Here is a 12,518-nt window from a genome sequence, read left to right on the forward strand (position 1 = left end):
CAATAAAGCCCCGGGTTGCGAGGCACGAGCTACCCGGGGTAGTCGTCGAAAGATGATTCTACCTCGAAGAGGTTGAAGAACGAAGCGACCACGAGGCCTCGCCTCCGTTCCGGTAGCGCCAGCCTCCATCACTTCTCCAAGGACTTTGCGTATTCCCCAGGCAGCATGAAGGTCCAGCCTTCCGCCTTCAGGAATTCAATGATGGAGGCGAACTCCCCAAACCCTTCTTCGGCAAATGCGCCCGGATGGAACTGAAGGGCGCAGAATGCGAAGGAAGGGTCCGCCATCCTCCTCTGATACACCTCCTTGAACTTGGCGAAATTCGGCTTTCCCGTGCCATCGTTTTCGCCGGGCATCGTCATCAGGAGCAGGGTCTTACCCTTCAGCTCCTTCGCCGGCTCGGCCTGAGGCCAGCAGAAGAACATCTTCAGTTCCGGGATTTCATTGAGAGCTTTCGCGGTGTCCGCATCCACCTCATTGAAGGGACTGCCGAACGCCACGAAGGGTTTCCCTAGGGCTGCCTTCGCGGCATCCTGGGTCTTCACCAAATGATCCCGCTGCTGGGCGAAACCCGTGCCGTTGAATTCGGACTTGTGCTTCCCCTCTTCATCCCACCGCCGGTGATCCCATCCGTGGTGCCAATATTCCACCTTCCCGGTGGCTTCCCACTTCTTCAGCCACTCGTCGTATTTCTCATCCTGCTTCTCGAAGGAGTTGCCGATGACGCCTGCAGAGACGGGAACGCCATGCTCTTCCGCGAGCTTGAAAAATCGGTCCCACTTCGGATCTACTTCCCTCACATCGTCCGCCTTGATGATGGCGATCCGCTTGGTCTGCGCTGAGACGGGAAGCGCCAGTGCGGCGAGGGATAGCAGGAGGAATTTCTTCATGTCGGATGGCTACCCAAAGGAAGACTGTTCGCCGCTTGAGGGTATTTCAGTTCAGGTCAAGAGGAGCTGAACTTTTGATCCACTCATGGAAACAAGGAGGAGCCGGCGGACTTTTTCGTATCGAACGCCTCAATGGAAACCGAAGCACCGCCTTCTTAAAAAACTCCCTTCACTTCTCGCGACCATTCAGACCATCTACTAAATATAGCGTAGTTTTTCGATTGATCCACCCACGGGTGGAAATTACGGTCTCTGTCATCGTTTTTCGACCCTATGCGGTGTGTGCAATGCGGATCATTCAAGGACAAGGTGCTCGACTCGCGGATGTCGAAGGACGGCACCACCATCCGCCGCCGCCGCGAATGCCTCGGATGCAACTACCGCTACACCACCTACGAGCAGATCGAGCGCACCGAGCTCCGCGTGGTGAAGCGCGATGGCGCACGCGAGGCGGTCAATCGCGAGAAAATCATGAGTGGCTTGGTCAAGGCCTGCGAGAAGCGCCCCGTCTCGATGGACCGCCTCGACCGCGCCGTTGACGAAATCCTCACCGAACTCCACCAAGACCACGTCTCAGAAGTGCCATCATCCGTCATCGGTGCCAAGGTGATGGACAAGCTCCACCAGATCGATCCCGTCGCCTACGTCCGCTACGTTTCCGTCTATCGACAGTTCGAAGACGTCGGCGAATTCATCCGTGAAATCCAAGCTCTGGAACGCCGCCCCTCCCGCGATCCCATGCAACGCCGTCTCTTCAAAGACTGACCATCCGTTTTCCCGCCCTGCTGTTACACCCCAAACCCCGCGCACACCCGCTCTACCCTTGATTCGCACCAACCGTGATTTCGCTCATCGGTAATCGCCCGGCCATCCAGGTCGGTCGTCATCAAGTGATCCACTACGACACGTCGTGGCTGGGCACCGCGTTGCGCCGCGCCGCGACCGCCGCTGATCGGCAGGATTTCCCCTTCGTGGATGAAATCCGCCTCGGCATCGAACAATACCTCGAGAACAAGTGCCCGCTGCGCCTGCTGCCGCTGGACGACTTGTTCGACCGCATGCGCCACATGCTCGTGCGCATCGGCTGTGAAACCATCGCCGACAAGCTCCAGCCACTGGCCCCGCCGGTGACGCTCTCGCTACCCCGTCTCGCCAAGGACGCCGGCAACGGCTTCGAACTCGCCTTCTTCAACGCCCTGCGCGAGGAACTCAATCACCTGCGCGCTGCGGGCGCGGAGGAAATCCGCTTCACCGGGCTCCGCGAGTGCGCCCAGATGCTCCGTGGCACCGACAAGTGGGACAGCCACTGCGACCAGCTGCTGCTGGAGATCCGCACCTTCCTCGACAACATGGACAACGAGCGCCATCGCTCCCTCCGGCCCATGCGCTTGCGCCTCGATACCGAGCGCTAGACTCCCTTTCCCTTCTTCCCACGATGGAAAAGACCCTGTTCCAGAAAATCTGCGATCGTGAGATCCCGGCAACGATCGTCTATGAAGACGACCTCTGCGTGTCCTTCAAGGACATCACGCCCGAGGCCCCCGTCCACCTGCTGCTCGTGCCCCGCAAGCCGATCCCGCGGATCGCAGCGGCGACTGCCGAGGATCAAGCCTTGCTTGGCCACCTGCTGCTGACCGCGCCGAAGATCGCACGCGAACAGGGCTTTGCCGACGACGGCTTCCGCATCGTCATCAACTGTGGCAAGAATGGCGGCGAAACCGTCCCACACCTGCACGTCCACATCCTCGCCGGGCGGCAGATGACCTGGCCGCCGGGTTAGTTCGTTTGGAATCCGGCTGAAGTGATTCTCCGCAGGGAGCGTTCACTTCACCGAGAACAACCTGCCATACCGCTCCAGTTCCGGACTCCCGACCTTGAGATCGGCGAATTCCTTCAGCCTGAGCTCACTCATGGGAACTTCCAGCTTCCCTTGGGAGGCCTGATCGCCGTCGTAGAGCTTGTCCGATTCAAGAATCAGGACGGAGGGAAGGGAGGCCGAGCCATCTCCCGCGAGAAGGAAGGTGACATAGCGGAACTGGTTGTCGTAGCCGAAGAAGTCCTCGATGTCCTTCTTGAGGTTGGTTGAGAGCCCGGTTTGCTCCACGAATTTCCGGTCCTCTCCGGAAAGGGTTTTCATGTAGTCCTCGAAGATCTGATCGAGTTCCTGCGCGGTCGGCCGATCCAAGCGCATCGTGCTCGATGAATTGCCGTCGGCATCTTCGAACTGAGAGAATACCACGGCTCGCTTCAGCTCGGCGTCCTTCAAATACTGCCGGGAGCTCTCGTGGATGGCAAACGCTTGCCTGGCCTGGCCTCCGGAGAGGTCGAGTGGCCGCGTCTCTCCCTCGGTTCCCCGGTCAGATGCCTTTGCGTTCGGTTCCTTCGCGTCATCACCGGATTCCCCGGCCAAGCTGGAGCGACCTCCATTCCCTTTGGCATCTCGGGACAAATCCTGATTTGTCCCATCAGAGGAGCGCATGAAGAAGACCCCGACGGCTACCACCGCCACAAGTCCCGCCAAGCTCAACCGAATGCTCTTTCGACTCAGGTCCATCCGCATCTGCTTTTTCTTGTAGGCAGTGATCTCGCACTTGCTAACAAGCAGCCTGACATCCTCGCCGGGCGGCAGATGACTTGGCCGCCCGGCTAGTTCTGAATCCAGTCCAGCTTACGGCTGAATTTGGATCTCCTCGATGATCAGCCAGTTCTTCTGCGGCTTGGTCACACGGATGCGGAGTTGCTTGGTCCCCGACGGGAGCGAGGCATTGGCAACGCCATCCTCAAACTCGGCGATTTCGATCCACGTCCCGCCGTCTGGCGAGGCTTCGAGCACGCCGCCTTCCAGCTTGTCGCCATTCTGGCTGGCCGCGCCGCCGGTCTTCACCGTGACCTTGCCGGTCTTCGGTCCCTTGAATGCGACCGTGAAATGGTCGTTTTCCTTCAGCTCGCGGTTTGCCCAGAAGAAGGTCTCCGGCTTGCCGTCGAAGGCGAACTCCGGCCAGTGCTCCTGATAGATCCCGAGCGAGGTGGTGACGGTGGAGCCGTCGGCGGTCTCGCGCTTCGGCGGATCGTAGGGCTCGCCGCGGTTCACTTTCGCAGCGTCGTAGAACTTCATGATCCCATCGAGCCGGCCACGGAAGCTCCCGTAATTCTTTTTCTCCTCGGGTGTCCACGCGACCTCGGCCAGCGCGGCGATGCGCGGGAAAGCCATGTATTCGACCTTCTTCCAGTCGTGCATGTACTCAGTCCACAGCTGGCCCTGCACTCCTAGCACGTGCTTCTGCTGCTCCGGCGTGAGACCCGTAGGCACCGGCTCATAGTCATAGACGTTGCTGACGGGACGGAAGCCACCGATGGTTTCGAACTCCGCTCCCTTCGCCAGCTCCGACTTCTCCGGACGCTGGTAGTGGTCGAAATAAAGCCGCTGGTTCGGAGCCATCACCACATCGTGACCTTCGCGAACCGAGTCCACCGCCGCCTTCACGGCGTCGCCTTGCCAACACATCACCGTGGCGCTCGGAGCCAGGCCGCCTTCGCGGATCTCATCCCAACCGACCAGCTTGCGGCCCTTCTTATCCAGGATCTTCTCCACGCGCTTGATGAAGTAGCTCTGCACATCGTGGCCATTCTTCAGGCCCTCCTTCTTCATCAGCTCCTTCACCCGGGGCGACTGCTCCCACTGGCCTTTCGGCGCTTCATCGCCACCGATGTGGATGTATTCAGACGGGAAGAGCGCACACAACTCGGTGAGCACGTCATCGACGAATCGGAAGGTCTCCTCGGTCGGCGCCAGCGTGTAAGGGTGGACGCCCCAGCGGTTCATCACCTTCGGCGCGTAATTGGGAACGTCCGAATTGCCGAATTCCGGATACGCCGCGATCGCCGCCGCCATGTGACCGGGCATGTCGATCTCCGGCACGATCGTGATGTGGCGCTCCTTCGCATACGCGACCACCTCCTTGATCTGCTCCTGCGTGTAGAAGCCGCCGTAGCGCTTGCCGTCGTCCGAGTTGCGGTTGCCGTAAAGCGGCGACGAATCGCGCCAAGCGCCGACTTCGGTGAGCTTCGGATACTTCTTGATCTCGATCCGCCATCCCTGGTCCTCGGTGAGGTGCCAGTGGAAGGTGTTTAACTTGTGGAAAGCGAGCCAGTCGATGAACCCCTTCACGTTTTCCACCGGGAAGAAGTGGCGCCCCACATCCAGATGCATGCCACGCCAGCCGAAGCGGGGCTCATCCTTGATCGAGACGGCCGGGATGCTCTTGTCGCCCTCTAACGGCAGCAGTTGCAACAGGGTCCGCGTGCCATTCCAAGCCCCGTCCGCATCCTTGCCCTTGATCACCACCGTCTTCGGCGTGGCTTCCAGCGTGTAGCCGCCCGGTTCCAGGGCCAGCGTATTATCAAGATCGATCCGGATCTCCGACTGGAGCATGATCCGGAGTTCCTCGCGCACCGTCTTCGGCTCGTTTCCGGTACGGGTCTTCAGCTCGGAGGAGAGCAACTTGGCCTCGTTCGCCAGCGCCGCATCGAAACGAATCCCGGTCTCCGCGGTCACCGGAAAGCTCCCCTCGCCCGCCGTCATTTCCTTCGGCAGCGGGATCAACGGAAGATCCGCGGCAGTGACGGACGCGGACAAAAGGGCGAGCGCGGCGAGGGCTTTTCTCATGGCTCGCACTTCAACGGATGCCCGCTGCCCGGACAATCGGGAAAATGCGAAGGCCGCCTGCGATTTAAGCCGCCGCCATCGCACCGCTCGCTACTTTTCCGGACCGGCTGCGATCACCCGGAATGACGAGATGAAATTGCGGGCGCGCGAGTCATCGTGATGGCCGGCTTCGGTGGTGGCCATCGCCCGATAGATGCCCCCGGGACCATACCAAACCCGCATCGTCTGTTTGATGCCCTCGGCCGGCTTCTCCAGAAGGAGCTCATGGATCTGGCCGGGAAGCTCCGAACTCCCCGCGACGCTGAAGCCTTTTTCCTCAAGAAGCTTCTTCATATTGGCAAGGATCGCGTCCCCCTGGGAGTCGTTGCCGCCGGGAGGATACGGATTGAAGCTCAAGCGCAGGTCGATTCCCGGAAAATTACAAGCCCGCGTCACCCGGTGAGCCTTCGCGCCCGGCGCTTCATCGACGGCCTCGGTTCTAACGGGCTCCTTGGGAAAGATCACGGAGACCTTCCCGTCATCGGTGGTGGCCGTGACCGGATCCGGCAGCGGGGTTGCCAAATCGGTGAACAGGCGGAAGAGCCCGATGGCGATGAGCACCAGGGCTCCCACCGTGGCACGCTTCAGGGTCGCATGTTCCACCGTTCCGCTCTTGCGCTTGATGGCCACTTTCAGCGCCACATAGAGCCCAATCGCGAGAGGGATCAATGCGTCGATGTGCGTTACGAACCACTCTTTCATGATCCTGCTTCGTTCCGCTACTTGTCCGTCGGCTTCGGCGGCTTCGGACGCTTCACCGCCGCCTTCTCGATGAAATCGATCACCATGTCCGCCACCGGCTTCCCGGAGGACTTCTCGATCCCCTCCAGGCCTGGCGAAGAGTTCACCTCCATCACCACCGGCCCATGGTTGGAGCGCAGCAAATCCACCCCCGCAAAATTCAGGCCCATGATCTTGGCGGCGCGAATCGCCACCGAACGCTCCTCCGGCGTGATCTTCACCCTCTCCGCCGTGCCGCCGCGGTGGAGATTCGAGCGAAATTCCCCCTCGGCGGCCTGACGCTTCATCGCAGCGACCACCTTGCCATCCACCACGATGCAACGGATGTCCGCGCCCTTGGCCTCCTTGATGAATTCCTGCACCAGGATATCAGCGCGCAGTCCCTTGAAGGCATCGATCACCGATTCCGCAGCATTGGTCGTTTCGGCCAAAACCACGCCAACGCCTTGAGTACCCTCGAGCAGCTTGATGACCAGCGGGGCACCGCCGCACATCTTGATCAGCTCGGAAGTGGCATCAGTCGAGTGAGCGAAGCCGGTGATGGGCAGGCCCACGCCCTTGCGCGCCAGCAGTTGCATGCTGCGCAGCTTGTCGCGCGAGCGGGCGATCGCCACCGAGTCATTCACGGTGAAGACGCCCATCATCTCGAACTGCCGCACCACCGCATTGCCGTAGAAGGTGTGGCTCGCCCCGATCCGCGGGATCACGGCGTCGGCGGTGAGTTCCTCGCCCTCAATGAAGATCTTCGGCTTGTGGGCCGTGATGTTCATGTAGCAGCGCAGGTAATCGATCACCCTCACCTCATGTCCGCGCGCTTCGGCGGCATTCACCAGGGCGGAGGTGCTATAGAGGCTCGGGTTGCGCGAAAGGACGAAAATTTTCATGGGCGGCAGATGCCGGGGAACTGCGATTCAAGATCGCGGAGCGCACCCATCAGATGGTGACCCAGTGGGTCAATGAGAAAAAATCCGGCCAGCGCCCGGCGCCCTAGCAGCACCGGGCATTTCATCTTGCCGCGATGCGCCAAGGTCAGCCGGATCTTCCATGAAAAACCGCCCGGAAGCACCGCATCGGTCTCGATGTAGTGACGCTTTCGCGCCACCCCGGTGGAGCTTTTCACCCGCCCCGAACCGGCCACCGGAGCCTCGCATGCAATCTGTCGCCCATAGTGGTCGCGCGTGACGAAACGGACACGCGTCCCGTCCTCGCTCATCTCGATATCCTCCGCATGCAGCGACGAAGTCCGCGCCCCGGTGTCCGTCTTCGCATGCATCGGCCCGGCACCGAATTCCGTCAGCATCAGCCACTCCAGCCGCCCGAGCACCAGCCGCGGCATCCCGACCTGCTTCCACGGCAGCCCCATCTCCCGCGCCAATTGCCCGGACGGCGCATCGACCGGCTGCGGCACGGCGGTATAGCTGCGGGGCTTGCGTTTCATGCGACTAGGTTGCGTCGTTCAACAAACTCGCCGCCATCGCACGCGCCTGCTCGCCGCCGCCGCCAAGCATGCGGACGAGCTCGGAAATGCGATTCTCCCCGCCGACCGGATACAGCCGCGAGCGGGTGCGTCCACCTGCGACTTCCTTCTCGACGACATAATGCCGTGCCGCCAGCGCGGCGACCTGCGGGAAGTGGGTAATTGCGACCACCTGATGGCGCATGCCGAGCGCAGCCATCTTCTTGCCAACAGCACGGGCGATCTCGCCGCCCACATTGGCGTCGATCTCGTCGAAGACCATCAGCGGCGTGGCGTCCTGCTCGGCCAGCGCGCTTTTCACCGCCAGCATCACGCGGCTGATTTCACCACTGGAAGCGATCTGCCGGAGCGGCTGGAGCGGCTCGCCGGGATTCGGACCGAAAAGGAATTCGATGCCTTCCAAACCCGAGGCGGCAGGCTCCTTGTTAGAAAGAACCTGCACCTCGAAGGAAGACTGCTTGAAACCGAGATCCTTCAGCTGCCCGGCGATCTCCTTGGAAAGCTTCGGCGCGGCCTTCTTGCGCTTGGCGGTGAGGGCCAGGCCGGCCTTGTCGGTCGCCTCGCGCAGCCGGGCAGCCTCGGCAGCGAGTTGTTCCAGACGCTCGCCGCGGTTTTCCACAGCATCGAGACGAGCCGCGGCGCGGTCGCGATGGCCAAGCACCGCGGCAAGGTCGCCGCCATACTTCCGCTTCAGCGTTTCGAAAAGATTGACCCGCTCCTCCAAGCGCTTCGCTTCTGCTGGATCAATGTCGAGATCCTCGGAGTAGTCGGCAAGCGAGCGTTCCAGCTCCTGCAACTCCATCACCGCATTTTCCAGCCCTTGGGTCCGCTCGCGGATGCTCGGATCCAGCTTCTCCAAATCACGGACCAGCCGTTGGACATCGACCAGATGGGAAAGCACGCCGCCTTCATCGGCCCCGAGAGCAGATGCCGCGGCACCCGAAAGCTCGACCAGCCGCGTCGAATTGCTCGCCCGGCGATAGCGGTCGGCGATTTCGTCTTCCTCTTCCGGCTTCAGCTGGGCGGCATCAATTTCGCCCACCTGATGCCGCAGCAAATCCAGCTCCTGCGTGCTCGCCGACTCGGCTTGGCGCAGGTCTTCCAGCTCGTTCTCCTTGTCACGCCACTCCCGCCAGGTGGAACGGTAGGCATCGAGCGCACCATCGCAGCCCGCGTAGGCATCCAGCATCGAAAGCTGGCGCTCCGTGGAAAGCAGCGACTGATGATCGTGCGGCCCGTGAAGGTCCACCAGATGCTCGCCGAGCCGCTTCAACAAATTGAGAGTCACGGGAGAATCATTCACGAATTGCCGGTTCGCACTCTGCCCGATCACCCGGCGGACGATCAGCGAGCCGTCCTCGCACGGCTCCAGCCCTCCCTCGGCCAGCACGGCATTGATTTCGGAGGCGTCCCGCAGCTCGAAAACAGCCTCGACCGTGCAGGTGTCCTCACCCGTGCGGATCAGCGACTTATCGGCCCGCTCGCCGAGCACCAGCTTCAGGGCTCCCACAATGACCGACTTGCCAGCTCCGGTTTCCCCGGTGACACCGACAAGGCCGGGACCCAATTCCCAAACGAGTTCATCGACGAGGGCGAGATTACGGATTTTCAGCAGGGTGAGCATGGCGTGGCCGCGGGCAGGCGCATGATGCCGGGCTGACGCGGGGAGTCAACCGGGCTTGCCGCCGGTCACCTCCCCTGCCACTTTTCGGCCGCATTCATGGCGGCGGATTTCGAACTGACCTTTCTGGGGACCGGCACTTCCATCGGCGTCCCCGTCATCGGGTGCAAATGCCGGGTCTGCACCTCGGAAGACCCGCGCAACAAGCGCACCCGCTCTTCCATCCACGTTCGCGCCGGTGACTTCTCGGTGCTCGTCGATTCCGGCCCTGACCTCCGCGAACAAGCCCTGCGCGAGGACCTGACCAAGGTGGACGCCGTCGTTTACACCCACTCCCACGTCGACCACGTGGTCGGCTTCGATGAGTTGCGCGCCTTCTGCTGGCACCGCGAGGACCCGCTGCCCCTGCACGCGACCTCCGACTGCATGGCCACCCTGAAGACCATGTTCGGCTGGGCATTCTCCGAGGAAAATGTCTTCAAGGGCTACATCAGGCCGGACCCGCACATCATTGATGGCCCCATCACCTTCGGCCATCTCACCGTTACGCCGCTGCCGGTCGAACACGCGAAGGCCGAAACCGTCGGCTTCCTTTTCGAGACACCCGGCGCACCAGCCACCGCCTACATTCCGGACGCCAAACGCGTGCCGCCGGAAACCATCGCCATCCTCAAGCGCGCCGACATCCTGATCATCGATGCCCTGCGCTCGCTGCCCCATCCCACCCACATGTCCACGGAGGAAGCGCTCGCAGTCATCGCGGAAAGCGGCGTTTCCCGCGGATACCTGACGCACCTGGGGCACGAAAATGACCACCACGAGCTGGAAGCCTCCCTGCCCCATCACGTACGGGTCGCCTACGATGGACTGAAGATCCGCGGCTGATCCTCTTCTTCGTCCACCTCGACCTCGCTTTTCGGCACGTGTTGCGCTGAACGATGCGCCTCTTCCGGCACAAAGCGCTGCCACGTTTCGTCGCCGTCGGCGATCAGAGCCTGGATGTCCCGGCTGGTGTATTTCAGGAGTTCTTCATCGCCCACCGGCACCGGGCGCACGCGGCCGGTCTCAACGAAATAGCGGTAGAGATACTTCGAGTCCTCCGGCGGCTCGAAGCTCTTCGCGTCCACCAGCTCCCCATTCCGGCGGTTCTTCCACGGATAGACGTAGAGCGTGACCTGATTCTTGAAGAGTCGCCCGAAGGATTCCAGCACCCCGCCCGCTAGATTCTCCGACCACTTCGCTTTGAAGAGCTCATTGAGCAGCCCGATGCTCAGCACGATACCGATCGGCCGCTGCGTCGAGCGCGCGAGGTAGGATGAAATCCGGTGGAACTCGGAGTAGCGCGACACCAGCACCGTCTTCCCCAGCGCCTGCAGCGCATCGCAGCGATCGATGAAATCCACATGGTCGATCGCACTGCCGCGGAGCAGGTTGGCCATGGTCATCTCGCACAACTCGATCGCGTGCTCTCCCGGCTCCAGCGCCGAGGCAAAGACGCCGTGCGCCTGCTCCAGCATTTGCAGGTGAAGATTGGTCACCGGGTCAAAGCTGCCGCGCAGCAGCAAGATCGGCTTCTTATAGAGCGCCTCCGCCGCCTGCACGACCTCGCCATTTGGCAGGAACATCGCCGACTCCGTCAGTCCGGCCTCCACCAGCGCCAGCGAGCACAGACGATTGTCAAAGAAACCGTAGCCGTGGCCGTGGAACTTCAGCATGTCCACCTCCACCTGTCCCGGCCGCAGGTTCTCCACCAGCGAGCTGACGAAGCGCCCGAGGTGCCCGCGGTGGCGGAAAGCGGCGTGGAGCAGATTCACCCCCACCACGCCCAGCGCCTGCTTCTGTTCCTGCGTTTCGTCATCGAGCAGGCGGATATGAACCAGGATGTCCGACGGCGGATCACCGGGCTTGAGCTGGAAACGGAGGCCCACCCAGCCGTGACACTCACCGGTATCCTGATAGCCGCGGGCGCGGACGGTATTGCAGAGCGAGAAGAAAGTCGTCGTTTTCCCCCGCTTCGGGCTCAAACGCTCCAGCAGGATCTCATACTCGTGATCCAGCATCTGCTGGAGCCGCTGGCGGGAGACGTAACGATCGCTTTTGCCATAAATGGCATCGCTCATCGTCATGTCGTAGGCCGAGATCGACTTGGCCACCATGCCCGCCGAGCCGGAGGCACGGAAAAACCAGTTCGCCGTTTCCTGCCCGGCCCCGATCTCCGCAAAAGTTCCATAGATCGCCGGATCGAGATTCAATTCCTGGGCCTTGTCGAACGTGGTCGCCATCGCTGGCGCCAAGGTGAGCCGGGCCACCGGTCAGGGAAACTGGAAAATCCCACTCCTTTTCTTCACCGACGGCGGCGGGCCATCCACGGCAGCCCTAACAAAAGCAGGGAGGCGAACGCCGGCTCCGGCACCACGTTGAAATCCATCTGCCAGGTCGCTGCCGAGCCTGCCTGCTGCATCCAGACCGTGTAGGTCCCCGCACCCAGTGGCGGAGTGAAGGTGGCAGAACCGGCGCCAACCGCTACATTGTCGAGGATATCGGTCCCGACCGTCCCCGGACCGGTGCCGAAGTGAGTGTAGCCGAGCAGGCTCGCAGGCTCGCAGGCGCGTTGGCGCTGTTGATGGAAGTCCCGCTGGCGATGCCGAAGAAGGCCGTGCCATCGGAACCGGCGTAGGCACTGTTGAAAACCGAGACCAAGCTCATCCCCGCCGGGATCACGATCGTGAAGATATCCCGGCTGGCGCTCGAATCACCGCCGATGATCGAATAGCTACCCGCCGCGAGGGACCCAAGCACCGTCGGCGCGGAAAAGTCACCGGAGAGATCGCCGCTGATGGTTTCATTCCACAGGACGACGGCTTGAGCCGAGGAGATGAAAGCGAAAGCCATCACCACAGATGAGACGATTCGGGATGTTTTCATGGAGGAGGAATTCCACCCTGAGCGTTTCCCAAAGCACGACCGTGCGTCAAGCTGCGTTCCGTGACGGGTTGCGAGAGACCGTTCGACAACGGCTCGATCTCCTCCTTCAGAAGCCGATTCCAAACGTCCGCGAAACTATTTTGAAAGCCGCTGAAAGTC

At 61.7% G+C, this 12,518-nt stretch carries 13 protein-coding genes; 4 read left to right on the forward strand and 9 right to left on the reverse strand.

Going from position 1 to position 12,518, the window contains the following annotated elements; translation table 11 throughout:
• Window positions 1-128: 128 nt before the first annotated feature.
• Window positions 129-890, reverse strand: a complete 762-nt coding sequence (locus WKV53_RS01270) for a polysaccharide deacetylase family protein (protein ID WP_341402523.1) — start codon at window positions 888-890, stop codon at window positions 129-131.
• A 273-nt stretch (window positions 891-1,163) separates the two neighbouring features.
• On the opposite strand from WKV53_RS01270, the gene nrdR reads away from it, so the two are divergent.
• The 3 genes from nrdR to WKV53_RS01285 all read left to right on the forward strand — a co-directional run bounded on the left by nrdR (window position 1,164) and on the right by WKV53_RS01285 (window position 2,670).
• Entirely contained in the window at window positions 1,164-1,655 is a 492-nt protein-coding gene (gene nrdR / locus WKV53_RS01275; RefSeq protein WP_264488206.1) for a transcriptional regulator NrdR, read from the forward strand.
• A 74-nt stretch (window positions 1,656-1,729) separates the two neighbouring features.
• On the forward strand, window positions 1,730-2,302 hold the full coding sequence (locus WKV53_RS01280; protein ID WP_341402525.1) for a hypothetical protein: 573 nt from the start codon (window positions 1,730-1,732) through the stop codon (window positions 2,300-2,302).
• 23 nt (window positions 2,303-2,325) lie between these two features.
• Window positions 2,326-2,670 (forward strand): histidine triad nucleotide-binding protein, encoded by a 345-nt coding sequence (locus tag WKV53_RS01285; RefSeq protein ID WP_341402526.1) that lies wholly within the window; start codon window positions 2,326-2,328, stop codon window positions 2,668-2,670.
• A 42-nt stretch (window positions 2,671-2,712) separates the two neighbouring features.
• On the opposite strand, the gene WKV53_RS01290 is transcribed toward WKV53_RS01285, so the two are convergent.
• From WKV53_RS01290 to recN, 6 genes are all read right to left on the reverse strand, one after another.
• Entirely contained in the window at window positions 2,713-3,300 is a 588-nt protein-coding gene (locus WKV53_RS01290) for a hypothetical protein (protein WP_341402527.1), read from the reverse strand.
• 258 nt (window positions 3,301-3,558) lie between these two features.
• Complete coding sequence (locus tag WKV53_RS01295) at window positions 3,559-5,556, reverse strand: glycoside hydrolase family 20 protein (RefSeq protein WP_341402528.1); 1,998 nt, start codon at window positions 5,554-5,556, stop codon at window positions 3,559-3,561.
• A 90-nt stretch (window positions 5,557-5,646) separates the two neighbouring features.
• Window positions 5,647-6,297: a hypothetical protein gene (locus tag WKV53_RS01300; RefSeq protein WP_341402529.1), complete on the reverse strand. Its 651-nt coding sequence runs from the start codon at window positions 6,295-6,297 to the stop codon at window positions 5,647-5,649.
• 17 nt (window positions 6,298-6,314) lie between these two features.
• Window positions 6,315-7,220, reverse strand: a complete 906-nt coding sequence (gene rimK / locus WKV53_RS01305) for a 30S ribosomal protein S6--L-glutamate ligase (RefSeq protein ID WP_341402530.1) — start codon at window positions 7,218-7,220, stop codon at window positions 6,315-6,317.
• On the reverse strand, window positions 7,217-7,774 hold the full coding sequence (locus WKV53_RS01310) for an ATP-dependent zinc protease family protein (RefSeq protein ID WP_341402531.1): 558 nt from the start codon (window positions 7,772-7,774) through the stop codon (window positions 7,217-7,219). Before WKV53_RS01310 ends, rimK begins: the two co-directional genes overlap by 4 nt.
• 4 nt (window positions 7,775-7,778) lie before the next feature.
• Complete coding sequence (gene recN / locus WKV53_RS01315) at window positions 7,779-9,437, reverse strand: DNA repair protein RecN (RefSeq protein ID WP_341402532.1); 1,659 nt, start codon at window positions 9,435-9,437, stop codon at window positions 7,779-7,781.
• Between the two features lie 96 nt (window positions 9,438-9,533).
• On the opposite strand from recN, the gene WKV53_RS01320 reads away from it, so the two are divergent.
• Window positions 9,534-10,319: an MBL fold metallo-hydrolase gene (locus WKV53_RS01320; RefSeq protein WP_341402533.1), complete on the forward strand. Its 786-nt coding sequence runs from the start codon at window positions 9,534-9,536 to the stop codon at window positions 10,317-10,319.
• On the opposite strand, the gene WKV53_RS01325 is transcribed toward WKV53_RS01320, so the two are convergent.
• Both WKV53_RS01325 and WKV53_RS01330 read right to left on the reverse strand, forming a co-directional pair.
• Entirely contained in the window at window positions 10,292-11,716 is a 1,425-nt protein-coding gene (locus WKV53_RS01325) for a TonB-dependent receptor (protein ID WP_341402534.1), read from the reverse strand. The two genes, WKV53_RS01320 and WKV53_RS01325, sit on opposite strands and share 28 nt — an antisense overlap.
• Before the next feature lie 241 nt (window positions 11,717-11,957).
• On the reverse strand, window positions 11,958-12,359 hold the full coding sequence (locus WKV53_RS01330; RefSeq protein WP_341402535.1) for a hypothetical protein: 402 nt from the start codon (window positions 12,357-12,359) through the stop codon (window positions 11,958-11,960).
• Window positions 12,360-12,518 lie beyond the last annotated feature (159 nt).

This window comes from Luteolibacter sp. Y139 (assembly GCF_038066715.1).
Classification (GTDB): Bacteria; Verrucomicrobiota; Verrucomicrobiia; order Verrucomicrobiales; family Akkermansiaceae; genus Haloferula; species Haloferula soli.